At 68.4% G+C, this 24,308-nt stretch carries 20 protein-coding genes; 17 read left to right on the plus strand and 3 right to left on the minus strand.

Going from position 1 to position 24,308, the window contains the following annotated elements:
• Positions 1–1,941 carry an alpha/beta hydrolase gene (locus ACFVYF_RS31605; RefSeq protein WP_389460882.1) on the plus strand — a complete coding sequence of 647 codons (1,941 nt, stop codon included), beginning with the start codon at positions 1–3 and terminating at the stop codon, positions 1,939–1,941.
• A gap of 92 nt (positions 1,942–2,033) precedes the next feature.
• A complete protein-coding gene (locus ACFVYF_RS31610; protein WP_389460884.1) occupies positions 2,034–2,498 on the plus strand; it encodes a hypothetical protein in 465 nt (154 codons plus the stop codon).
• Positions 2,499–3,015: 517 nt separating this feature from the next.
• On the opposite strand, the gene ACFVYF_RS31615 is transcribed toward ACFVYF_RS31610, so the two are convergent.
• The 3 genes from ACFVYF_RS31615 to ACFVYF_RS31625 all read right to left on the minus strand — a co-directional run bounded on the left by ACFVYF_RS31615 (position 3,016) and on the right by ACFVYF_RS31625 (position 5,084).
• A complete protein-coding gene (locus tag ACFVYF_RS31615) occupies positions 3,016–3,201 on the minus strand; it encodes a hypothetical protein (protein WP_389460885.1) in 186 nt (61 codons plus the stop codon).
• A gap of 186 nt (positions 3,202–3,387) precedes the next feature.
• Positions 3,388–4,014: a peptide deformylase gene (def, locus tag ACFVYF_RS31620; protein ID WP_389460959.1), complete on the minus strand. Its 627-nt coding sequence runs from the start codon at positions 4,012–4,014 to the stop codon at positions 3,388–3,390.
• 248 nt (positions 4,015–4,262) lie between these two features.
• Positions 4,263–5,084, minus strand: a complete 822-nt coding sequence (locus ACFVYF_RS31625; RefSeq protein ID WP_389460887.1) for a C40 family peptidase — start codon at positions 5,082–5,084, stop codon at positions 4,263–4,265.
• A 715-nt stretch (positions 5,085–5,799) separates the two neighbouring features.
• On the opposite strand from ACFVYF_RS31625, the gene ACFVYF_RS31630 reads away from it, so the two are divergent.
• The 15 genes from ACFVYF_RS31630 to recQ all read left to right on the plus strand — a co-directional run bounded on the left by ACFVYF_RS31630 (position 5,800) and on the right by recQ (position 24,299).
• Complete coding sequence (locus tag ACFVYF_RS31630) at positions 5,800–6,159, plus strand: NADH-quinone oxidoreductase subunit A (protein WP_007383963.1); 360 nt, start codon at positions 5,800–5,802, stop codon at positions 6,157–6,159.
• Between the two features lie 13 nt (positions 6,160–6,172).
• Positions 6,173–6,727: an NADH-quinone oxidoreductase subunit B family protein gene (locus ACFVYF_RS31635; protein ID WP_018528252.1), complete on the plus strand. Its 555-nt coding sequence runs from the start codon at positions 6,173–6,175 to the stop codon at positions 6,725–6,727.
• On the plus strand, positions 6,724–7,464 hold the full coding sequence (locus ACFVYF_RS31640) for an NADH-quinone oxidoreductase subunit C (RefSeq protein WP_389460889.1): 741 nt from the start codon (positions 6,724–6,726) through the stop codon (positions 7,462–7,464). Before ACFVYF_RS31635 ends, ACFVYF_RS31640 begins: the two co-directional genes overlap by 4 nt.
• Positions 7,461–8,804, plus strand: coding sequence for an NADH-quinone oxidoreductase subunit D (locus ACFVYF_RS31645; protein ID WP_389460891.1), 1,344 nt, complete (start codon positions 7,461–7,463; stop codon positions 8,802–8,804). Before ACFVYF_RS31640 ends, ACFVYF_RS31645 begins: the two co-directional genes overlap by 4 nt.
• 29 nt (positions 8,805–8,833) lie before the next feature.
• Positions 8,834–9,658, plus strand: coding sequence for an NADH-quinone oxidoreductase subunit NuoE (gene nuoE / locus ACFVYF_RS31650; protein ID WP_389460961.1), 825 nt, complete (start codon positions 8,834–8,836; stop codon positions 9,656–9,658).
• Positions 9,658–11,034, plus strand: coding sequence for an NADH-quinone oxidoreductase subunit NuoF (nuoF, locus tag ACFVYF_RS31655; RefSeq protein WP_389460893.1), 1,377 nt, complete (start codon positions 9,658–9,660; stop codon positions 11,032–11,034). The genes nuoE and nuoF overlap by 1 nt, the downstream gene beginning before the upstream one ends.
• Positions 11,031–13,559 carry an NADH-quinone oxidoreductase subunit G gene (locus ACFVYF_RS31660; RefSeq protein ID WP_389460895.1) on the plus strand — a complete coding sequence of 843 codons (2,529 nt, stop codon included), beginning with the start codon at positions 11,031–11,033 and terminating at the stop codon, positions 13,557–13,559. Before nuoF ends, ACFVYF_RS31660 begins: the two co-directional genes overlap by 4 nt.
• Positions 13,556–14,932 (plus strand): NADH-quinone oxidoreductase subunit NuoH, encoded by a 1,377-nt coding sequence (nuoH, locus tag ACFVYF_RS31665; protein ID WP_389460897.1) that lies wholly within the window; start codon positions 13,556–13,558, stop codon positions 14,930–14,932. The genes ACFVYF_RS31660 and nuoH overlap by 4 nt, the downstream gene beginning before the upstream one ends.
• Positions 14,925–15,575, plus strand: coding sequence for an NADH-quinone oxidoreductase subunit NuoI (gene nuoI / locus ACFVYF_RS31670; RefSeq protein ID WP_389460899.1), 651 nt, complete (start codon positions 14,925–14,927; stop codon positions 15,573–15,575). Before nuoH ends, nuoI begins: the two co-directional genes overlap by 8 nt.
• The gene (locus ACFVYF_RS31675; protein WP_389460901.1) at positions 15,572–16,387 is read left to right on the plus strand and encodes an NADH-quinone oxidoreductase subunit J; all 816 of its coding nucleotides are present in this window, start codon (positions 15,572–15,574) and stop codon (positions 16,385–16,387) included. The genes nuoI and ACFVYF_RS31675 overlap by 4 nt, the downstream gene beginning before the upstream one ends.
• Entirely contained in the window at positions 16,384–16,683 is a 300-nt protein-coding gene (gene nuoK, locus ACFVYF_RS31680; protein ID WP_018568277.1) for an NADH-quinone oxidoreductase subunit NuoK, read from the plus strand. The genes ACFVYF_RS31675 and nuoK overlap by 4 nt, the downstream gene beginning before the upstream one ends.
• Before the next feature lie 14 nt (positions 16,684–16,697).
• The gene (nuoL, locus tag ACFVYF_RS31685; RefSeq protein ID WP_389460903.1) at positions 16,698–18,662 is read left to right on the plus strand and encodes an NADH-quinone oxidoreductase subunit L; all 1,965 of its coding nucleotides are present in this window, start codon (positions 16,698–16,700) and stop codon (positions 18,660–18,662) included.
• Positions 18,663–18,668: 6 nt separating this feature from the next.
• Positions 18,669–20,279 carry an NADH-quinone oxidoreductase subunit M gene (locus ACFVYF_RS31690; RefSeq protein WP_389460904.1) on the plus strand — a complete coding sequence of 537 codons (1,611 nt, stop codon included), beginning with the start codon at positions 18,669–18,671 and terminating at the stop codon, positions 20,277–20,279.
• Positions 20,276–21,925, plus strand: a complete 1,650-nt coding sequence (gene nuoN / locus ACFVYF_RS31695; protein WP_389460906.1) for an NADH-quinone oxidoreductase subunit NuoN — start codon at positions 20,276–20,278, stop codon at positions 21,923–21,925. The genes ACFVYF_RS31690 and nuoN overlap by 4 nt, the downstream gene beginning before the upstream one ends.
• Positions 21,926–22,232: 307 nt before the next feature.
• The gene (gene recQ, locus ACFVYF_RS31700; RefSeq protein WP_389460908.1) at positions 22,233–24,299 is read left to right on the plus strand and encodes a DNA helicase RecQ; all 2,067 of its coding nucleotides are present in this window, start codon (positions 22,233–22,235) and stop codon (positions 24,297–24,299) included.
• Positions 24,300–24,308 lie beyond the last annotated feature (9 nt).

A 24,308-nucleotide genomic window follows, 5' to 3' on the forward strand; every position in this document is an offset into this window, starting at 1 on the left:
ATGGCCACAGCATCCGCACTGACCTGGCAGCAGCTTCGCGACCTCAAACTGTCGAAGCTGACCGATGCCGCCGACGGCTGGGGCGCGACCTCGAAGTTCGCTGACCATGCGCGCGAACGCGTCGATGGTGATATGAGCGGGAAGCTCGCCAAGACCCAGGACAGTGAGTCCGCCCGGTCAGCCGTCAAGCGGTTGAAGCGGCTCAGCGACAACTACGCCTACGTCCACAGCGAGGCAGGGCTCATCCGCGGCACCCTCGACGCGCTCGCCACCGAACTCAGCGCACCACAACGTCAGCTCAACGATGCCCTCGACGACGCTGCCTCCCTCGGCTATACCGTCAACGACAACGGGAGCATCGTCTACCCGGCCGGCGGCAAGAACGAGATGACCGGCGAGCCGATCCCGGGTGGCTCAGTAATGGGCAACAACGGCATCATCGGCGCGGGCAACCCCGGCCTCTACCGCGACGGAAACGGCGAGTACGACCCTGCCCTCGGCCCGGACGCTCCCGCTCTGAAGAGCCCCAACCCACACCGCGCCAAAGCCCAAGATGTCGCTGACCGTATCGCCCATGCCCTGCGTGAAGCACGGGAGACTGACGAGCGGTACAGCACTGCACTCCACAAGCTCAAGGCGGCGCCCGGCCTCGCCGTCGACCGCAAGACGTGGGCCGACGTGTCGTCGGACGCCGATGCGGTGAACCAAGCTGCCTACAACTATTTGGAGAAGCAGGTTCCGCTCGACAAGACGCCTGCGGAGCGCAAGGAATGGTGGGACCACCTGAGCAAGGGGCAGCGAGAGGAATACGTCACTGCCTTCCCCGAGTTGATCGGCAACCTGGATGGAATCCCGGCGACGGCACGTGATGAGGCAAACCGGATGAATCTCCACATGCTCATCGGGGACCTCTCAGGGAAGCACGATTCCGCTTCTCAAGAAATGCTTGGTGGTCTGAACAAGATCCAGGAGAGGCTGGACAAGGGCAGCGTCCCGCCGATGTACCTGCTGGGCATCGGCAGCGAGGGTAATGGTCGCGCGATCATCGCGTTCGGTAACCCGGACGCGGCGGACAATGTTTCAGCGTATGTCCCGGGACTCGGCACAAAGTTGGACGCGGAATTCGCCGACGGTACGGTCAACCGAGCTCAGCAGACGGCGCTCGGTGCCCGTGACGTCGACAAGTCCAGCACGACCTCGTCGATCGTGTGGCTCGGTTACGACGCTCCCCAGATGACGCCGGAGGATCTGGCGAGCGGCAAGAGCGTCATGTTCCCTACCGATGCCCGAAATGGGGCGCCTGCCTACAACGAGTTCATGTCAGGTATTTCCGCAACGCACGAGGGGGGCGATCCGCACGTTACTGCCATCGGGCACTCGTACGGCTCCCTCACGGTCGGCCTCGCGGCCCAGGAGAAGGGCGGCATTCCCGGCGCGGATGACATCATCCTGGTGGGGAGTCCCGGCACGGGTGCGGACAACGCTCAAGGCCTCAACGTGGGCAAGGGGCACGTATTTGTCGGTGCGGCTGACAACGACATCGTCACCAAGCTCCCGAGTCATGCGGAAGCGTCGGGTATGACCACAGGAGCGGTCGGCGGCGGCTCAGCAGGCTTCGTTCTCGGAGCTGGTATAGGCGGCCCGCCGGGGGCCCTTGTCGGCGGCGGCGTCGGTTCCATCGTCGGCGGCATTGGCGGCTATATGGCCCAAGATGCTCAAGGTGGCCCGAGCGAGCACTGGTTCGGCACCGACCCTGCGAGCAAGCACTTCGGGGCCACTCGATTTATGACCGATGACGGGCCTACCATTCTTGAGGATCACGGAAAGATGCAAGCGCACTCAAACTACTTCAACCCCGCAAAAGATCAGATTTCGGCCGACAATATCGCCAAGATCGTGGTCGGCAGGTCCGACGAGATCACTTTGGAGACGCCTCGATGAGGAGGACTTCAGGAGCCGTTGTTATTGCGGTCGGAGCTCTGCTCCTGGCTGGATGCGGCTCATCGGGCGACTCCACAGGGCAGGGGAAGACGATGATGAACATGCAAGAAGCGGCAGACCGTGCCGACGCCATCCTCGACGGAACGTTTCAGGCCATCAAGCCGCCCGTGCACTGGACGCACGGAGAGCCGACCGAGGGCGAGTGTGACGTTCAACGTCGCCGTACGGTGATGACGATCATTTCTGAGGAGCGCAGAGGCAGCTTCCTCGGGGCGATCGAGCGGCACTGGAAGGGCGAAGGATACAAGCAGCTCGCCGTAAACAACTCGAAGACTCCGGGCATGTACTACAGGACGCCGGACGAGTTCAATGTGCGGGTTCTTATCGGCGCCAACGGGCAAGCCTCTTTTGAGGTTGCGACGCCGTGCGTGAACACTTCCGAGGTTTCCCCGCCCAAGACCGAGACGGTCGGCCCCAACTATGCGGGGAAAGAAATTCCTGACCCCAATGTCAAGTCAGATTTCTGGTCCGCGCAGAGTCCCATTCCGACGAAGTAACCCGCTCGGCATGACGGCAGCACCGAAACGGACTGCAACGTGCTCCTGCGCAAGCACCAACAGGAGACCACATGTGACGACCGACGCCTTGTCGGCAGGTGTGCCTGGTCGCCCTGCTGGCAGGTTCGACGCAACGTGCGCAGTCGGCGATCGGGAAGTGCATCACGACAGGGGTACGGCGACGTTGGCATAGCCATTCTCCGGGCACCGCGCGATACGGGCGGATCATGTGTTCGCGGCAGGAGAGATGCTCCGGTGCGTTCTTCAGGTGCTCTTCGAACCCAGTCCTGCCCCGCCCCGGAGCCCTCTCCGGGGGCGCTGGACTTCTCGCAGACGGAGCATTCCATCTTGAAGGTGATCGGCACGGCGTCGAGGCCGTCCGCGGACGCGTCACGGCGTACAGCGCCGTCGTGCGCGACCGCGCGGGCGAGCTCGGCGGACTTGGGCAATTTACGACCGCGGCCTCGGTCGGCTCGATCTGCGTGCGGAGGGAAGCGCGCGGTCGGGTTTGCCGCCCTCAATCCACTCGATCATCCGCTCGAGGTTTCGCGCTCGCGGACAGCGCGTGCCGTGACGCCGAGCGGTCGTCGTCGATGAACGTCTCGACGATCTTGACGCCGTCGCGGTCGGCGTCGGCCTGCCCGGCTTCGAGCTGCTCTTTGACGGACCGGCCGCGGTTTCTAGTCGTTTCCCCTGTAAGCACTCTTGCGCGCGTAGGGCCCGCCGCTCAGACCGGCCAGGGAACGGGGACCGGAGAACGTCTCTATGGACATGAAGATGAACCCCCTTGATCGCCCGAGTATGCCTCTAACTCGGGGGTCCAAGGTGGCCCCGAAGGCATGACCGGCGGGGCCCGCCTCCTGCCGGCCGGGCCCCGCCGCTCGTTCCGTTACCTGCTGAGCTCCGCCTCCCTGGCGGCCCGGCGGGCGAAGACGTGTTCGCGCCGGTCCGTCATCTGCCGCAGCGCGTCCCGCCGGTCCCGCCGGGAGAGCCGGTCCAGGTAGACGTGGCCGTTGACGTGGTCGGTCTCGTGCTCGAGGCAGCGCGCGAAATATCCCGTTCCCTCGATGACGAGGGCGTTCCCGTCCCGGTCGACGCCGTGTACGACGGCGCGGTCGGGGCGAGGCACGGCCATCACGGCACCCGGTACGGAGAGGCAGCCCTCGCCGTCGTCGAGCAGCCGCCGTCCGGCCGGAGCGAGTTGCGCCGGCACGGGATTGATGATGTGTCCGACATGCCGGACACCGTCGTCGTCGGGGCAGTCGTAGACGAAGAGCCGCAGATCGACGCCGACCTGGTTCGCGGCGAGGCCCGCGCCCTCGGCGACGTACATCGTCAGGAACATGTCGTCGATGAGGGCTGCGAGGTCGGGCCCGAACTCGGTCACGTCCCGGCAGGGCCGGTGCAGCACCCCCTCGCCGACTTCGGTGATGCGCCGCACGCTTCCGCGAGCGGCTTCCGGCGCGCGGGCGGGGTACGACGTGACGGGCTTTCCCTGGACGAACACACGGGGCATATCGGTCACTTCCTCGGTCGGTGTGAGGATCTGGTCCTCGTTCATCCAACCGGAACCCGGCCGCCGGCCGCCGGGGATCCCGGCCCGCGATGCCTCCGAGAGGGATCTGAGGGGCCTCTGTGGGCCCGCTGAGACACCTCTGAGGGTGCGGGACGGTGACGGGCCCGGGTCGGCCCGGACGCGCGCGAGGGCCACCTCCCGGACGGGAGGCGGCCCTCGACGGAAACCGTCGTGCGCCGGGACAGCCCCTAGAGCACCCGCACCGCGCCGGTGGCCGGGTAGCCCGAAAGGTCCTGAATCACCACGCCCTTGGAGGGGTTGGCGGCGTCCAGGTACTGGCCGTTACCGATGTAGACGCCCACGTGGTACGCGGATCCCGCCGAGCCCCAGTACAGGATGTCCCCGACCTGGACGTTGGAGAGCGAGACCGGCGTACCGGCCGTCGACTGGCTCTGCGAGACGCGCGGCAGGTCGACACCGACCTGCTTGTACGCGGCCTGCACGAGCCCGGAGCAGTCCCAGGCGTTGGGCCCGGTGCCGCCCATGACGTAGGCGTCGCCGACCTGTGCCTTGAGGAACGAGATGACCGTCGCGACAGAGCCGCTGGCCGGCACGGAGACGTCCGCGGACGCCGCGAGGGTGGTGCGCTGGGACGACCGCGAGGCGGCCTGGGCGGCGGCGGCCTTGCGGGCGGCCTCGGCCTTCTTCTTGGCCTCCGCCTTCTTCTTGGCCTCGGCCAGGTCGGCCTTGGCCTGCTTTGCGGCCTTTGCCGCGGCTGCGTCGCGCTCCGCCTGCAGCTCGTAGTTGGCCGCGGCCTGCTGCGTGGCGTCCGCCGACTGCGCGACCTGCGTGGACAGGTCGGCCGTCAGCGCGGGCAGTTCGACCGTCTGCGTCACGGGGTCGGCGGCGTAGGCCGAACCCGACGCACCGGCCACTGCCAGGGTGCTGAGAACGCCACCGGCAACTCCGGCGCGCATCGCGAGACTCGACGCGTTGCGGCGGGGCTTCCGGTGGCTGCGTATGTGAGCGGTGTGGGACATGGGTACAACCGGTACCAGGGGGTCCTCCATACCTTCAAGAAACGTGTGGTGCGCCACAGTTGTTCAATCGGCGGCCGAATCTCTCGCGCGCCGCCCTTTATTGACGCCGTAACGGGCATTGCGGACAACGGCGATCACGCCTGTGATCATGGGCTTTCCGTAATACGCCCGAATTGCCCCGCGCCTACCACTGGTTGAACCAGGTGGCCAAGCCCGGTTGATTCGGTGCACACGCGGATGTGGCACAGGTCACGGAACGGTCACCGCGGCGGGTGCGTCCCGCGCGGAAGCCGTGGCCGCTTCCGCTCGTGAACGCGCGCACGCGTCCACTTCCGTCCGCTTCGCTCCCTCTCGCGTGTGAACGGGCCCCACTATCAAGGGTTCTGGTCCAGCGCCAATTTGCCTGCGATCGGCGCGGCTTGATAATGCGGCACCGCCCCGACCAGCGACGACGAGGGAAAATGTCACCCCTTGGTGATCGCTCGGCTGCTTCGCGTATGAAGATCACCGCTCATCCGACTTCATGATCGTTCGCCTGGTGGTGGAGATCACAAAGTCGTTCCTGACCCCCGTGTCGCAGATCACAGACCGGCAGGCATAGGATGCGGGGCAGTTGGGCTTGTGACCTGCTTCACATGAGCGCGATCTTCGTCGGGGACGCACGGGGTTCGTGGGGTGTGTGGGGCGGGTGGGCTCATCTGATGCAACCGCCAGCAGTCAGCGCCGACTGAGAGGAGCGAGGAGCGTGAACGCGTATGCGCCGATCCTCGTACTGGGAGCCCTCGGGGCAGGCTTTGCGATCTTCTCCGTGGTCATGGCCACGCTTATCGGTCCAAAGCGGTACAACCGGGCCAAGCTCGAGGCCTATGAGTGCGGTATCGAGCCGACCCCCACGCCGGCCGGCGGCGGGCGATTCCCCATCAAGTACTACCTGACGGCGATGCTCTTCATCGTCTTCGACATCGAGATCGTCTTCCTCTACCCCTGGGCCGTCACCTTCGACGCCCTGGGTGTTTTCGGGCTCGTGGAGATGCTGCTCTTCGTGCTCACCGTCTTCGTCGCGTACGCGTACGTATGGCGGCGCGGCGGCTTGGAATGGGACTGAGGGGCCTTAGGACATGGGACTCGAAGAAAAGCTGCCGAGCGGATTCCTGCTGACCACCGTCGAGCAGGCCGCGGGATGGGTGCGCAAGTCATCCGTCTTCCCCGCCACGTTCGGGCTCGCCTGCTGCGCCATCGAGATGATGACGACCGGCGCGGGCCGCTACGACCTGGCGCGCTTCGGTATGGAGGTCTTCCGCGGCTCACCCCGCCAGGCGGACCTGATGATCGTGGCCGGCCGGGTCAGCCAGAAGATGGCGCCGGTGCTGCGGCAGGTCTATGACCAGATGCCCAACCCCAAGTGGGTGATCTCCATGGGGGTTTGTGCGTCGTCGGGCGGAATGTTCAACAACTACGCAATTGTCCAGGGCGTCGACCACATCGTCCCGGTCGACATCTATCTGCCCGGCTGTCCGCCGCGGCCCGAGATGCTGATGGACGCGATTCTCAAGCTCCACCAGAAGATCCAGTCCTCCAAGCTCGGCGTGAACGCCGAGGAGGCGGCCCGCGAGGCGGAGGAAGCGGCGCTCAAGGCGCTTCCCACCATCGAGATGAAGGGCCTGCTGCGGTGAGCGACGCGAACGGCAACGGGGTCAACCCCGAGAAGGACCTCGGGGCCTCCAACCTGCCCGGGCAGCGCGGCGACCAGGGTGAGGAGATCCGCGTCCAGCGCGGCATGTTCGGCGCCAACAACGGCGGCGACACCTCCGGCTACGGCGGTCTGGTCCGCTCGATCCGGCTGCCGGGAGCGGCCTCCCGCCCCTACGGCGGCTGGTTCGACGAGGTCGCCGACGAGCTGGAAGGCGCCCTGGAGGAGCAGGGACTCGTCCCCGACAACGTCATCGAGAAGACGATCGTCGACCGTGACGAGATCACCTTCCACGTCGAACGCGCGTACCTGCTCGCGGTGGCCCAGACCCTGCGCGACGACCCGGCCCTCCGCTTCGAGCTGTGCACCGGTGTCTCGGGGGTGCACTACCTGGACGACAAGGGCCGCGAGCTGCACGCCGTCTACCACCTGCGCTCGATCACCCACAACCGGCTGATCCGCCTGGAGGTCAGCGCCCCGGACGCCGACCCGCACGTCCCGTCCCTGGTCTCCGTCTATCCGACGAACGACTGGCACGAGCGCGAGACGTACGACTTCTTCGGGCTGATCTTCGACGGTCACCCGGCGCTGACGCGGATCATGATGCCGGACGACTGGCAGGGCTTCCCGCAGCGCAAGGACTACCCCCTCGGCGGCATCCCCGTCGAGTACAAGGGCGCCCAGATCCCGGCTCCGGACCAGCGGAGGTCGTACTCGTGAGCACGCAGACCCCTTCTTCCGGCGCATCCGCCGCCTCGGCCCGTGAGACCACCGAGGGGACCGTCTACACGGTCACCGGCGGCGACTGGGACGAGGTCGCCCAGTCCGCGGCCAAGTCCGACGACGAGCGCATCATCGTCAACATGGGCCCGCAGCACCCGTCCACCCACGGTGTGCTCCGGCTCATCCTGGAGATCGACGGCGAGACCGTCACCGAGGCCCGCTGCGGCATCGGCTATCTGCACACCGGCATCGAGAAGAACCTCGAGTACCGCACGTGGACGCAGGGCACCACGTTCGTGACGCGGATGGACTACCTGACGCCGTTCTTCAACGAGACGGCCTACTGTCTCGCCGTCGAGAAGCTCCTCGGCATCACGGACCAGATCCCCGACCGCGCCTCGGTCATCCGGGTGCTCCTGATGGAGCTGAACCGGCTCTCCTCGCATCTGGTGTGCATCGCCACCGGCGGTATGGAACTCGGCGCCACCACGATCATGATCTACGGCTTCCGTGATCGTGAACTCATTCTCGACATCTACGAGCTGATCACCGGCCTGCGGATGAACCACGCGTACATCCGGCCCGGCGGACTCGCCCAGGACCTGCCGCCCGGCGCGGTGGACCAGATCCGCGAGTTCGTGAAGAAGATGAAGAAGAACCTTCCCGAGTACGACAAGCTCGCCACCGGGAACCCCATCTTCAAGGCCCGTATGCAGGACGTCGGCTATCTCGACCTGGCCGGCTGCATGGCCCTCGGCGCCACCGGCCCGGTACTGCGCTCGGCGGGCCTGCCGCACGACCTGCGCAAGTCCCAGCCGTACTGCGGCTACGAGACGTACGACTTCGACATCCCGACCGCCGACACCTGCGACTCCTACGGGCGCTTCCTGATCCGGCTGGAGGAGATGCGCCAGTCGCTGGTGATCGTCGAGCAGTGCCTGGACCGGCTGCAGCCGGGACCGGTCATGGTCGCCGACAAGAAGATCGCCTGGCCCGCCCAGCTCGCGCTCGGCCCCGACGGACTCGGCAACTCCCTCGACCACATCAAGCAGATCATGGGCACCTCCATGGAGGCCCTGATCCACCACTTCAAGCTGGTGACCGAGGGCTTCCGGGTCCCGCCGGGCCAGACGTACAGCGCAGTCGAGTCGCCCAAGGGCGAGCTCGGGGTGCACGCCGTCTCCGACGGAGGCACCCGCCCCTACCGGGTCCATTTCCGCGACCCGTCCTTCACCAATCTGCAGGCCATGGCGGCGATGTGCGAGGGCGGCCAGGTGGCCGACGTCATCGTCGCCGTCGCGTCCATCGACCCCGTGATGGGAGGCGTCGACCGGTGACCACCACCCCCGAGGGTGTCAGCCTGGGCATGCCCCAACTGCCCGCGCCCGACTACCCGGACGACGTCCGAGCCCGGCTGGAGACCGACGCGCGCGAGATCATCGCCCGCTACCCGGACTCCCGCTCCGCGCTCCTTCCACTGCTGCACCTCGTGCAGTCGGAGGAGGGCCATGTCACGCGCACGGGGCAGCGGTTCTGCGCGGAGATGCTCGGCCTGACCACGGCCGAGGTCACCGCCGTCGCGACCTTCTACTCCATGTACCGCCGCAAGCCGTCCGGCGACTACCAGGTCGGCGTCTGCACCAACACGCTGTGCGCGGTGATGGGCGGCGACGCGATCTTCGAGGCCCTCCAGGACCACCTGGGCGTCGGCAACGGCGAGACCACCGGTGACGGCAAGGTCACCCTGGAGCACATCGAGTGCAACGCGGCCTGCGACTTCGCGCCGGTCGTGATGGTCAACTGGGAGTTCTTCGACAACCAGACCGTGGCCTCCGCGAAGCGCCTCGTCGACGACCTGCGCGCGGGAGCACAGGTCGATCCCACCCGCGGCGCCCCCCTGTGCACGTTCAAGGACACCGCCCGGATCCTGGCCGGCTTCCCGGACGAGCGCGCCGGTGCCGTGGAGGCGAGCGGCGGCGCGGGCCCCGCCTCCCTGATCGGCCTCCGGCTGTCCAAGGGGGAGACCTCAGCCGCGCGCGTGGTCCACCCGCGCGGCTCCGGCAGCGAACAGGACACGCAGACACACGAGCCGTCGCCGAGCGAGCACCTCAGCTCGCACGACGCGCCGCAGGACACGTCGGCATCCGACCCGTCCCACCCGGCGGGTCCGGTAGCCGAGGAGGGGGAGTGATGACCTTGTCCACTGAATATGGGGGCACCTCCCAGCCGGAGGCCGGCGGAGAGACCAGCCCCGAGAAGCTGCTCGCACCGGTGCTGTCGGCCTTCTGGGACGAGGAGAAGTCCTGGACGCTGGACACCTACCGAAGGCACGACGGATACGAGGGCCTGCGCAAGGCGCTCGCCATGTCGCCGGACGACCTCATCGCGTACGTCAAGGACTCCGGGCTGCGCGGCCGCGGCGGCGCGGGATTCCCCACCGGAATGAAATGGCAGTTCATTCCGCAGGGTGACGGCAAGCCTCACTATCTTGTTGTCAACGCCGACGAATCGGAGCCGGGGACCTGTAAGGACATCCCGCTCCTCTTCGCGAACCCGCACAGCCTCATCGAGGGCATTGTCATCGCCTGTTATGCGATTCGTTCGTCGCATGCCTTCATCTATTTGCGCGGTGAAGTCGTCCCCGTACTGCGGCGGTTGCACGAGGCTGTCCGTGAGGCCTACGAGGCGGGCTACCTGGGCGAGAACATCCTGGGCAGCGGACTCGATCTCGAACTCACCGTGCACGCGGGTGCGGGCGCGTACATCTGTGGCGAGGAGACCGCGCTGCTCGACTCGCTCGAAGGCCGCCGTGGCCAGCCGCGGCTTCGTCCCCCCTTCCCGGCCGTCGCGGGCCTCTACGCGTGCCCGACTGTTGTGAATAACGTCGAGTCGATCGCGTCAGTTCCCGCAATTCTCCACAAAGGCAAGGAATGGTTCAGGTCGATGGGCAGCGAGAAGTCCCCGGGCTTCACGCTCTACTCGCTCAGCGGCCATGTCGCCAGTCCCGGCCAGTACGAGGCACCGCTCGGCATCACGCTGCGCCAACTCCTCGACATGAGCGGCGGGATCAGGCCCGGCCACCGGCTGAAGTTCTGGACGCCGGGCGGCTCCTCGACCCCCATGTTCACCGACGAGCACCTCGACGTGCCCCTGGACTACGAGGGCGTCGGCGCGGCGGGCTCCATGCTGGGCACCAAGGCACTCCAGTGCTTCGACGAGACGACCTGCGTCGTGCGGGCGGTCACGCGCTGGACCGAGTTCTACGCCCATGAGTCGTGCGGCAAGTGCACACCATGCCGCGAAGGGACGTACTGGCTCGTGCAGTTGCTGCGCGACATCGAGGCGGGCAAGGGCGTCATGTCCGACCTGGACAAGCTGAACGACATCGCCGACAACATCAACGGCAAGTCGTTCTGCGCCCTCGGCGACGGCGCCGCCTCGCCGATCTTCTCCTCGCTCAAGTACTTCCGCGAGGAGTACGAGGAGCACATCACGGGCCGAGGCTGCCCCTTCGACCCGGCCAAGTCGACCGTCTGGGCGGACAAGCACACGGAGGTGAACGCATGACGGTTCAGCAGTCGGACAGCGGCTCCGCCGCGGGCCCGCGTCCCTCCGGAGGCGGGGAGCCGGCGATCCCGCCGGAGGACCTCGTCTCGCTGACGATCGACGGCGCCGAGCTCAGCGTGCCCAAGGGCACCCTGGTCATCCGCGCCGCCGAGCAGCTCGGCATCGAGATCCCGCGCTTCTGCGACCACCCGCTCCTCGACCCGGCCGGCGCCTGCCGCCAGTGCATCGTCGAGGTCGAGGGCCAGCGCAAGCCCATGGCGTCCTGCACGATCACCTGTACGGACGGGATGGTCGTCAAGACGCACCTCACCTCGCCGGCCGCCGAGAAGGCCCAGCACGGTGTGATGGAGCTGCTGCTCATCAACCACCCGCTGGACTGCCCGGTCTGTGACAAGGGCGGCGAGTGCCCGCTGCAGAACCAGGCGATGTCGCACGGCAACGCCGAGTCCCGCTTCGAGGGCAAGAAGCGGACCTACGAGAAGCCGGTCCCGATCTCCACCCAGGTACTGCTCGACCGCGAGCGGTGCGTGCTGTGCGCCCGCTGCACCCGCTTCTCCAACCAGATCGCGGGCGACCCGATGATCGAGCTGATCGAGCGGGGCGCGCTCCAGCAGGTCGGCACCGGTGAGGGCGACCCCTTCGAGTCGTACTTCTCCGGCAACACGATCCAGATCTGCCCGGTGGGCGCGCTGACCTCGGCGGCGTACCGCTTCCGTTCGCGCCCCTTCGACCTCATCTCGTCGCCCTCGGTGTGCGAGCACTGCTCCGGCGGCTGCGCGACCCGCACCGACCACCGGCGCGGCAAGGTCATGCGGCGCCTCGCGGCCAACGAGCCCGAGGTCAACGAGGAGTGGATCTGCGACAAGGGCCGGTTCGCCTTCCGGTACGCGCAGCAGCGGGACCGCATCGACACCCCGCTGGTGCGGGGCGCGTCCGGTGAACTGGAGCCCGCTTCCTGGCCGGAGGCCCTGGAGGCCGCGGCCCAGGGGCTGCTGGCCGCGCGGGGCCGGGCCGGTGTGCTGACCGGTGGCCGGCTCACCGTCGAGGACGCCTACGCGTACAGCAAGTTCGCGCGCGTGGCCCTCGGTACGAACGACATCGACTTCCGCGCGCGCGTGCACAGCGGCGAGGAGGCCGACTTCCTGGCCGCCCGGGTCGCCGGACGGGGTCGCGACCTCGACGGTACGGGTGTCACGTACACCTCCCTGGAGAAGGCGCCCGCCGTCCTGCTCGCCGGATTCGAGTCCGAGGAGGAGGCGCCCGGCGTCTTCCTGAGGCTGCGCAAGGCCTCGCGGGGACACGGGCAGCGGACGTTCTCGCTCGCCACGCACGCGACGCGGGGCCTGGAGAAGGCGGGCGGCACGCTGCTGCCGGCCGCGCCCGGCACCGAGACCGAGTGGCTGGACGCGCTCGCGAGCGGCGTCGGTCTGGAGGGCGACGGCGCCAAGGCCGCCGAAGCCCTGCGCACCGAGGGCGCGGTGATCGTCGTAGGAGAGCGGCTCGCCGCCGTCGAGGGCGGCCTCACCGCCGCCGTACGGGCCTCGTCCGCCACCGGCGCCCAGCTGGTGTGGATCCCGCGCCGGGCCGGTGAGCGCGGCGCGATCGAGGCGGGCGCGCTGCCCGGGCTGCTGCCCGGCGGACGTCCGGCCACCGACCCGCGCGCGCGGGACGAGGTCGCGACCGCCTGGGGAGTGGCCGAACTCCCGCACCGCCACGGCCGCGACACCGGTCAGATCGTCGAGGCCGCCGCCGGCGGTGAGCTGGGCGCCCTGCTGGTGGCCGGCGTCGAGGTCGCCGACCTGCCGAACCCGGCACGCGCGCGTGCCGCCCTGGCCGAAGTCGGCTTCCTGGTCTCGCTCGAACTGCGCCCCAGCGAAATCACCGACCACGCGGACGTCGTCCTCCCGGTGGCCGCGGTCGCCGAGAAGGCCGGCACCTTCCTCAACTGGGAGGGCCGGGCACGTCTCTTCGAGGCCGCGCTCAAGCCCGACCAGATGACGCGCCGGCTGGCGCCCACCGACGCGCGTGTCCTGCAGATGCTCGCGGACGCCATGGACATCCACCTCGGTCTGCCCGATCTGCGCACCGCGCGCCTCGAGCTGGACCGGCTCGGCGGCTGGGACGGGTCCCGGGCCACCGAACCCCTGGAGACCGCCGCCCTGCTGCCGCGCCCCGCCGCCGGGGAGGCCGTGCTCGCGGGCCACCGGCTGCTGCTCGACCGGGGCCGGCTCCAGGAGGGCGACGAGGCACTCGCCGGCACGCGGCACGCGGCACGCGCGCGTGTGTCGCCCGCCACCGCCGCCGAGGCGGGCATCAAGGAGGGCGACCTCCTCGCGGTCACCGGACCCTCCGGAACGGTCGAACTCCCGCTGCAGATCACCGAGATGCCGGACCGCGTGGTCTGGCTCCCGCTGAACTCCACCGGAGGGGGCGTCGCCTCCGACACCGGGGCGCTGCCCGGCGCACTCGTCCGCATCGGCCCGGCGACCCTCGCCGCCGAGGCCCCCAAGGAGGTGGAGGCATGACTCCGTACCTCGCCGCTGAAGACCTCTCCCTGTTCGGCCAGGACCCCTGGTGGCTGGTCGTCGTCAAGGCGGTCTTCTGCTTCGCCTTCCTGATGGTGACCGTGCTCTTCTCCATCGTGTGGGAGCGCAAGGTCGTCGCCTGGATGCAGCTGCGCATCGGCCCCAACCGGCACGGCCCCTGGGGCATGCTCCAGTCGCTCGCCGACGGCATCAAGCTGATGCTCAAGGAAGACGTCATCGTCAAGCGCGCGGACAAGGTGGTCTACGTCCTCGCGCCGGTCATCGCGGCCATCCCCGCCTTCATGGCGATCGCGGTGATCCCCTTCGGGCCGGCCGGCAACGAGGTCTCGATCTTCGGCCAGCGCACCACGATGCAGCTCACGGACCTGCCGATCGCGATGCTCTACATCCTCGCGGTCGCCTCGGTGGGCATCTACGGGATCGTGCTCGCGGGCTGGAGTTCCGGCTCCACCTATCCGCTGCTCGGCGGTCTGCGGTCCTGCGCCCAGATGATCTCGTACGAGATCGCCATGGGTGCCGCGTTCGCCTCGGTGTTCCTCTACTCCGGGTCGATGTCGACCTCGACGATCGTGGAACAGCAGCACGACCGCTGGTACATCCTCCTGCTGCCGGTCTCGTTCCTGATCTACATCGTGACCATGATCGGCGAGACGAACCGCGCCCCCTTCGACATGCCGGAGTCCGAGGGCGACCTGGTCGGCGGCTTCAACACCGAGTACTCGTCGATCAAGTTCGCGCTGTTCATGCTCGCCGAGTACGTGAACATGGTGACGGTCTCGGCCGTCTCCACGACGCTCTTCCTCGGCGGCTGGCGGGCCCCCTGGCCCATCAGCACCTTCTGGGAGGGCGCCAACCACGGCTGGTGGCCGATGCTGTGGTTCGTGGTGAAGGTGCAGCTGCTGCTGTTCTTCTTCATCTGGCTGCGCGGCACGCTGCCGCGCGTGCGCTACGACCAGCTGATGAAGCTCGGCTGGAAGGTCCTGATCCCGGTCTCCGTGGTCTGGCTGATGCTCGTCGCGACCGTACGGACCCTGCGCAACGAGAACTACGACTTCGCCGACATCGCCCTGTACGTCGGTGGCGGTGTCCTGTTCCTGCTGTTGCTGTCGTTCGTCGTGGACATCTTCCGCGACCGGGGCGACAAGGAGCAGAAGGCGGCCGTCGAGCCGGTCGCCTTCGACCCGATGGCGGGCGGGTTCCCCGTACCGCCGCTGCCGGGACAGGAACTGCCGCCGGTGCCACGGCGCCCCTCGCGCCGCGAGCGGGAGTTGATTGTCAGTGGTGGGTCCGATACTGCGAGTGACGGATCACTTGGCGGATCGCGTGACGGAAAGGAGGGGTCCGATGGCTGAGGAGCCGAAGGAGACCGGGCGGACCAAGCCCGGCTTCCAGAACCCCGTCGCCGGCTTCGGCGTGACCTTCAAGGCCATGTTCAAGAAGCGGCTGACCGAGCAGTACCCGGAGCAGCAGAAGACCACGGCCCCGCGGTTCCACGGCCGGCACCAGCTCAACCGGCACCCGGACGGCCTGGAGAAGTGCATCGGCTGCGAGCTGTGCGCCTGGGCCTGCCCGGCCGACGCGATCTACGTCGAGGGCGCGGAGAACACCGAGGAGGAGCGCTACTCCCCGGGCGAGCGGTACGGCCGCGTCTACCAGATCAACTACGCCCGCTGCATCCTGTGCGGCCTGTGCATCGAGGCGTGCCCCACCCGCGCGCTGACGATGACCAACGAGTTCGAGCTCGCCGACAGCAGCCGCGCCAACCTGATCTACACCAAGGAGCAGCTGCTCGCCGGACTCGACGAGGGCATGGTCGACAGCCCGCACTCGATCTTCCCGGGCACGGACGAGCAGGACTACTACCGGGGCCTGGTGACCGAGGCGGCGCCCGGTACGGAGCGCCAAGTGGCCCTCTCCAAGGGCGAGGTCCCGCAGGAGGCCGACTCGACCTTCGGCGAGGACGAACCCGCCTCCGGGAAGGTGGTCGGGCGATGACGGATCTCGCCGCCTACTCCACCTCCACCGGAGAGGCCTTCCAGTTCTGGGTCCTCGGCACCGTCGCCGTGATCGGCGCCCTGTGCACCGTCTTCATGAAGAAGGCCGTGCACAGCGCGCTCTGTCTCGCCGGGACCATGATCATCCTCGCGGTGTTCTACCTCGCCAACGGTGCGTACTTCCTGGGCATCGTGCAGATCGTCGTCTACACCGGCGCGATCATGATGCTGTTCCTCTTCGTGGTCATGCTCGTCGGTGTCACGGCCGCGGACTCCCTGAAGGAGACCATCAAGGGCCAGCGCTGGCTGGCCCTGGTCTGCGGACTCGGCTTCGGTGTCCTGCTCTTCGCGGGCATCGGGAACGCGTCCCTCCAGGAGTTCGACGGCCTCACCCAGGCGAACGCGAACGGGAATGTGGAGGGCCTGGCCCGCCGCATCTTCACGACGTACGTGTTCGCCTTCGAGATCACCGGCGCCCTGCTCATCACGGCCGCCGTCGGCGCCATGGTGCTCACCCACCGCGAGCGCACCGAGCGGGCCATGACCCAGCGCGAGATGTCCGAGCAGCGGGTCCGGGAGGGCAAGCACCTGCCGCCGCTGCCGGCCCCGGGTGTCTACGCCCGGCACAACGCGGTGGACATCGCGGGTCTGCTCCCCGACGGCACCCCGTCCGAGCTGACCGTCAACAAGACGCTGCGCGACCGCGGCCAGATCCGTGACGTGTCCTCCGAGGCGCTGAACGACCTGAAGGCCCTGGAACAGCGCGCCGAGGAGCGCCTGGAGCGCACGAAGACAGGGGAGGGATCGAAGTGAACCCGGTCAACTACCTCTATCTCGCCGCCCTGTTGTTCACGATCGGCGCCACCGGCGTACTGATCAGGCGCAACGCGATCGTGGTGTTCATGTGCGTCGAGCTCATGCTCAACGCCTGCAACCTCGCCTTCGTCGTCTTCTCCCGGATGCACGGCAATCTCGACGGCCAGATCATCGCCTTCTTCACGATGGTCGTCGCCGCCGCGGAGGTCGTGGTCGGGCTCGCGATCATCGTGTCGCTGTTCCGTTCCCGCCACTCGGCCTCGGTCGACGACGCCAGCCTGATGAAGCTGTAAGGGGTCGCTGAATCGTGGAGAATCTGATCGCGCTGCTGGTAGCGGCGCCTCTGCTCGGAGCGGCCGTACTGCTGTGCGGCGGCCGGCGGCTGGACGCCGTCGGGCACTGGATCGGCACGGCTCTCGCGGCCTCCTCCTTCGTGATCGGCGCGGTCCTCTTCGCCGACATGCTGGGCAAGGACGCCGAGCACCGGGCCATCGGCCGGCACCTGTTCAGCTGGGTGCCCGTCGAGGGCTTCCAGGCGGACGTCGGCTTCCAGCTCGACCAGCTGTCGATGACGTTCGTCCTGCTGATCACCGGCGTCGGCTCCCTGATCCACCTGTACTCGATCGGGTACATGGAGCACGACGAGCGGCGCCGCCGCTTCTTCGGCTATCTGAACCTGTTCCTCGCGGCGATGCTGCTGCTGGTCCTCGCGGACAACTACCTCCTGCTGTACGTCGGCTGGGAGGGCGTCGGCCTCGCCTCGTACCTCCTGATCGGCTTCTGGCAGCACAAGCCCAGCGCCGCCACCGCCGCGAAGAAGGCCTTCCTGGTCAACCGCGTCGGTGACGTGGGCCTGTCCATCGCCATCATGCTGATGTTCACCACCTTCGGGACCTTTGCCTTCGGTCCGCTGCTCGGCACGCACGAGGAAGCGGGGCTCGCCGGCGGTGCGACCGAGGGCAAGCTCACCGCCGTCGCGCTGATGCTGCTGCTCGCCGCCTGCGGCAAGTCCGCCCAGGTGCCGCTGCAGTCCTGGCTCGGGGACGCGATGGAGGGCCCGACCCCGGTCTCGGCCCTCATCCACGCCGCCACCATGGTGACCGCGGGTGTGTATCTGATCGTCCGCTCCGGCGCCATCTTCAACGCCGCGCCGGACGCGCAACTGGCCGTCACCGTCGTGGGCGCGGTCACGCTCCTGTTCGGTGCGATCGTCGGTTGCGCGAAGGACGACATCAAGAAGGCGCTCGCCGGTTCGACCATGTCGCAGATCGGCTACATGGTGCTGGCCGCGGGCCTCGGCCCCATCGGCTACGTCTTCGCGATCATGCACCTGGTGACGCACGGCTTCTTCAAGGCCGGACTCTTCCTCGGCGCCGGCTCGGTCATGCACGGCATGAACGACGAGGTCGACATGCGGAAGTACGGCGGACTGCGCAAGTACATGCCGGTCACCTTCGTGACGTTCGGCCTCGGCTACCTCGCCATCATCGGCTTCCCGGGCCTGTCCGGCTTCTTCTCCAAGGACAAGATCATCGAGGCGGCCTTCGCCAAGGGCGGCGCCGAGGGCTGGATCCTCGGCGGCGCGGCCCTGCTGGGCGCGGCGATCACCGCGTACTACATGACGCGCGTGATGCTGATGACGTTCTTCGGCGAGGAGCGCTGGCGCAACGCGCCGACCGCGTCCCCGGCCGAGCCGAGCGTGGAGCCCGCGGCCGAGCACCACGGCGAGCACGCCGAGCCGCACCCGCACGAGTCGCCCAAGTCCATGACGATCCCCATGATCGTGCTGGCCTTCGGATCGGTCTTCGCGGGTGGTCTGTTCAGCGTCGGCGACCGCTTCCTGCACTGGCTGGAGCCGATCACCGGGCACGACCACGGCAACTCGCCGGTCAGCGCGCTGACGGTCACCCTGTCCACGATGGTCGTCCTCGTCATCGGTGCCGGCATCGCGTACGCCCAGTACGGGCGGCGTCCCGTGCCGGTCCTCGCTCCGCGCGGCTCGCTGCTCACCCGGGCGGCCCGGCGCGACCTGCTCCAGGACGACTTCAACCACGTCGTGCTGGTGCGCGGCGGGGAGCACCTCACGCGCTCCCTGGTCTACGTCGACCACACCCTGGTCGACGGCGTCGTCAACGGCACGGCGGCTTCGATGGGCGGCCTCTCCGGACGACTGCGCAAGCTGCAGAACGGCTATGCGCGTTCGTACGCGGTCTCGATGTTCGGCGGTGCGGCGATTCTCATCGCCGCGACCCTGCTGATGAGGGCGGTCTGATACCGAATGTCTGGATCAAACACAGTCTTTCCACTCCTGACAGCGACGGCGGCGCTCCCGGCCCTCGGGGCGATCGCCACGGCCGCCGTGCCGGCCGCGCGCCGCGTCGCCGCCAAGTGGCTGGCGCTGTTCGTGTCGCTCGCCACGCTGGTGCTGGCCGCGGTCGTGCTGGTCCGCTTCGACCCCGGCGGCGACCGCTACCAGCTCACCGAATCCCACTCCTGGATCGCGGACTTCGGGGTGCGCTACGAGCTCGGTGTGGACGGCATCGGGGTGGCGCTCGTCGCGCTGACCGCCCTGCTGATCCCGTTCATCATCCTCGCGGGCTGGCACGACGCCGACCCGCAGGAGACCGGGGACGAGGCTCTGGGCAGCTTCGCCGCGGGGCGTTGGCGGCCGACGCAGGGCTTCTTCGCCCTGATCCTGGCCGTCGAGGCGATGGTGATCATCTCCTTCGAGGCCACCGACGTCTTCCTCTTCTACATCTTCTTCGAAGCCATGCTCATCCCGATGTACTTCCTCATCGGCGGCTTCGGGGACCGGGCGCACGAGCACGGCGACACGGCTGCGGCGACGCAACGCTCGTACGCCGCCGTGAAGTTCCTCCTCTACAACCTGGTCGGCGGCCTGATCATGCTGGCCGCCGTCATCGGTCTCTACGTAGTGGCCGGGAACTTCTCGCTGGAGCAGATCGCCGAGGCCCGGGCCAGCGGCTCGCTGCACATGGCGACGAGCACGGAGCGCTGGCTGTTCCTCGGATTCTTCTTCGCGTTCGCGGTGAAGGCGCCCCTGTGGCCGCTGCACACCTGGCTGCCGAACGCCATGGGTGAGGCGACCGCTCCGGTCGCCGTCCTGATCACGGCGGTGGTCGACAAGGTCGGCACCTTCGCGATGCTCCGCTTCTGCCTCCAGTTGTTCCCGGAGGCGAGCAAGTGGGCGACGCCGGCCATCCTCGTACTGGCGCTGATCAGCATCATCTACGGGGCGCTGCTCGCCGTCGGCCAGCGGGACATCAAGCGGCTGGTGGCGTACGCGTCGATCTCCCACTTCGGGTTCATCATCCTGGGCATCTTCGCGATGACCAGCCAGGGCCAGTCGGGCGCCACGCTCTACATGGTCAACCACGGGATCTCGACCGCCGCCCTGATGCTGGTGGCGGGCTTCCTGATCTCGCGGCGCGGCTCGCGTCTGATCGCGGACTACGGAGGAGTGCAGAAGGTCGCGCCGGTGCTCGCCGGCACCTTCCTGATCGGCGGACTCGCGACCCTCTCGCTCCCGGGGCTCGCGCCCTTCGTGAGTGAATTCCTGGTCCTGGTCGGCACGTTCACGCGCTACCCGGCGGTCGGCGTCATCGCGACCTTCGGCATCGTCCTCGCCGCGCTCTACACGCTGGTGCTCTACCAGCGGACCATGACGGGCCCGGTGAAGGCCGAGGTCGCGGAGATGCCGGACCTGCGGGTCCGTGAGCTTCTGGTGGTCGCCCCGCTGATCGCTCTGCTGATCTTCCTGGGCGTCTACCCGAAGCCGCTCACCGACATCGTCAACCCGGCGGTGCAACAGACCATGTCAGACGTACACAAGAAGGACCCCAAGCCCGAGGTGGAGGCGGCCAAGTGAGCGCAGTAGCCGTCCACAGCCTGTGGACAACCGCGGCCGACCCGATCTCGAAGATCGACGCGCCGAAGATCGAATACGCGCAATTGTCGCCCACCTTGATCGTCATCGGGGCGGCGATCGTCGGGGTGCTCATCGAGGCCTTCGTCCCGCGCAAGTCCCGTTACTACGCCCAGGTGTTCGTGTCCGTCGTCGCGCTCGCCGCCGCCTTCGCCGCAGTCGTGGCCCTGGCGGCCAACGGGTACGGCACGACGAAGGCGCACATCGCGGCCATGGGCGCGGTCGCCGTCGACGGACCCGCGCTGTTCCTCCAGGGCACGATCCTTCTCGCGGGCGTGCTCGGCGTGTTCACGTTCGCCGAGCGGCGGCTCGACCCGGAGGCGCACGGCAACCGCGTCGACTCGTTCGCCGCGCAGGCCGCGTCCGTGCCGGGCAGCGACAGCGAAAAGGCCGCGGTCAAGGCCGGGTTCACCACCACCGAGGTGTTCCCGCTCCTGCTCTTCGCGATCGGCGGCATGCTGGTCTTCCCGGCGGCCAACGACCTGCTGACGCTGTTCATCGCGCTGGAGGTCTTCTCGCTGCCGCTGTACCTGCTGTGCGCCGTGGCCCGCCGCAAGCGGCTCATGTCGCAGGAGGCCGCGGTCAAGTACTTCCTGCTCGGCGCCTTCGCCTCGGCGTTCACGCTCTTCGGCATCGCCCTGCTGTACGGCTACGCGGGCTCGGTGTCGTACGCGACGATCAGCCAGGTCGTCGACGGCACCATCCAGAACGTGAACCCGGCGCTCGCCGACACGATGGGCAACGACGCGCTGCTCCTCATCGGGGTCGCGATGGTCGTGATGGGTCTGCTGTTCAAGGTCGGCGCGGTGCCGTTCCATATGTGGACTCCGGACGTCTACCAGGGCGCACCGACACCGGTCACCGGCTTCATGGCGGCGGCCACGAAGGTCGCGGCCTTCGGCGCCCTGCTGCGCCTGCTGTACGTCGTCCTGCCCGGCCTGCGCTGGGACTGGCGGCCGGTCATGATGGCCGTCGCGATCGTCACCATGCTGGGCGGTGCGATCGTCGCGATCACCCAGACCGACATCAAACGGCTCCTGGCGTACTCGTCCATCGCGCACGCGGGGTTCATCCTCGCGGGTGTCATCGCGACCTCGCCGGACGGCGTCTCGTCCGTCCTCTTCTACCTGGGCGCGTACTCCTTTGTGACGATCGGGGCCTTCGCGGTCGTCACTCTCGTCCGGGACGCGGGCGGCGAGGCCACGCACCTGTCCAAGTGGGCGGGCCTCGGACGCAGGTCTCCGCTGGTGGCCGCGGTGTTCGCGGTCTTCCTGCTGGCCTTCGCGGGCATCCCGCTGACCTCCGGTTTCGCCGGTAAGTTCGCCGTCTTCAAGGCGGCGGCGGAAGGCGGCGCCGGCGCGCTGGTCGTGGTCGGTGTGATCTCGTCGGCGATCGCGGCGTTCTTCTACATCCGCGTGATCGTGCTCATGTTCTTCAGCGAGCCGCGGGCGGACGGCCCCACGGTCGCCGTGCCGTCGCCGCTGACCATGACGGCGATCGCGGTGGGTGTGGCGGTCACGCTGGTGCTGGGCGTGGCGCCGCAGTACTTCCTGGACCTGGCAGGCCAGGCGGGAGTCTTCGTCCGCTGAGCTGTCGTACGTCCGTGCCGGGCCCCGGCCTCCTGAGGGAGACCGGGGCCCGGCGCGTGTGCGACGGCTGCGGCGCTTGTCCGACGGCTCCGGTATGGGTGCGACAGCTGCGGTATGGGTGCGACGGCTGCGCTATGTGTGCGGCGGCCCGGCGGGTGGTCGACGGCTTTGACGCGCCCCTGCCGGAGCGCGCAGCGGAGTGGATCAGTCGCAGCCTGTGGATAACTCCGAGGCTGTCGGCGCGGAGCCCTATGGTGGCTGTCGTGGGCGAAGCACGACATACGGGGGACGACGGGCGATGAGCGGGATGGGCGGGACAGCTGTGGTGACCGGAGCGGACACGCGGACAGGACTGGCGGAGAGCGAGGCGCTGGCCACCCTCCACCGGGTCTTCGGGTACGACGCCTTCCGCGGTGAGCAGGGAGCCGTCATCGACCATGTGGTCGCGGGCGGTGACGCCGTCGTCCTCATGCCGACCGGCGCCGGAAAGTCGCTCTGCTACCAGATCCCGTCCCTGGTCAGACCTGGTACGGGTGTGGTCGTCTCGCCCCTCATCGCGCTGATGCAGGACCAGGTGGACGCGCTGCGGGCACTCGGCGTGCGCGCCGGGTTCATGAACTCCACGCAGGACTTCGACGAGCGGCGCGTGGTGGAGGCGGAGTTCCTGGCCGGCGAGCTGGACCTGCTCTATCTGGCGCCGGAGCGGCTGCGCCTCGAGGGCACGCTGGATCTGCTCTCCCGCGGCAAGATCGCCGTCTTCGCGATCGACGAAGCGCACTGCGTGTCCCAGTGGGGGCATGACTTCCGCCCCGACTATCTGTCCCTCTCCCTGTTGGGCGAGCGCTGGCCCGACGTCCCGCGCATCGCGCTCACGGCGACGGCCACGCACGCGACGCACCAGGAGATCACCCAGCGGCTGGGCATGCCGGACGCCCGGCACTTCGTGGCGAGCTTCGACCGGCCCAATATCCAGTACCGCATCGTCCCGAAGGCCGACCCCAAGAAGCAGCTGCTGTCCTTCCTGAAGGAGGAGCACGCGGGCGACGCCGGCATCGTCTACTGCCTCTCGCGCAACTCGGTGGAGAAGACCGCCGAGTTCCTCTCCCGCAACGGCATCGAGGCGGTGCCGTACCACGCGGGTCTCGACGCGGGCACGCGCGCGGCGCACCAGTCGCGCTTCCTGCGCGAAGAAGGCCTGATCGTCTGCGCCACCATCGCCTTCGGCATGGGCATCGACAAGCCGGACGTGCGGTTCGTCGCCCACCTCGACCTGCCGAAGTCCGTCGAGGGGTATTACCAGGAGACGGGCCGGGCCGGCCGTGACGGACTGCCGTCCACGGCCTGGATGGCGTACGGGCTGCAGGACGTGGTGCAGCAGCGGAAGCTGATCCAGGGCAGCGAGGGCGACGAGGCGTTCCGCCGCCGGGCCGCCGCTCACCTGGACTCGATGCTGGCGCTGTGCGAGACGGTCCAGTGCCGCCGCTCCCAGCTCCTGGCCTACTTCGGGCAGGACCCGCAGTCCGACAGCTGTGGCAACTGCGACACCTGCCTGGTCCCGCCGCAGACGTGGGACGGCACGATCGCCGCGCAGAAGCTGCTCTCCACCATCGTCCGGCTGCAGCGCGAGCGGGGGCAGAAGTTCGGCGCGGTCCAGATCGTCGACATCCTGCTGGGCCGGCGGACGGCGAAGGTGATCCAGTTCGACCACGACCAGCTGTCCGTGTTCGGCATCGGCGAGGATCTGTCGGAGTCCGAGTGGCGAGGCGTCGTACGGCAGTTGCTGGCCCAGGGCCTCCTCGCGGTCGAGGGCGAGTACGGCACGCTGGTGCTGACCGACGCGAGTGGCACGGTGCTGCGGCGCGAGCGCGAGGTGCCGCTGCGCAAGGAACAGCCGAAGCCGTCGGCCGCGCGGTCGGGTTCGGGCGGGGGCAGGGGCGAGCGGAAGGCCAAGGCCGCCGTCGCCGAGCTCCCGGCCGAGCTGGTCCCCGTCTTCGAGGCCCTGCGCTCCTGGCGCGCGGACCAGGCACGTGAGCAGGGCGTCCCGGCGTACGTCATCTTCCACGACGCCACGCTCCGGGAGATCGCCACGGTCGCGCCCACCACCGTGGCCGAGCTGGGTGTGATCAGCGGAGTCGGCGAGAAGAAGCTGGTGACGTACGGCGAGGGAGTGCTGGCGGTCCTGGCCTCCCAGGGCGGTGCGCCCGCCGGAGTCGCCGGCTCCGGCGCTGGTGAGGCACCGAAGTCACCGACGGCACCCAAGGCACCCAAGGCACCCAAGGCACCCAAGGCACCCAAGGCGCCGGAGGCACCGGCGGACCCCGACTGGCCCGAGATGGACGCGGAGCCGGAGCCGGAGCCGGAGGACTGGATATAGCGTCCGGGC

The sequence above is a fragment of the Streptomyces sp. NPDC058274 genome (genome assembly GCF_042881375.1).
Taxonomy (GTDB): Bacteria; Actinomycetota; Actinomycetes; order Streptomycetales; family Streptomycetaceae; genus Streptomyces.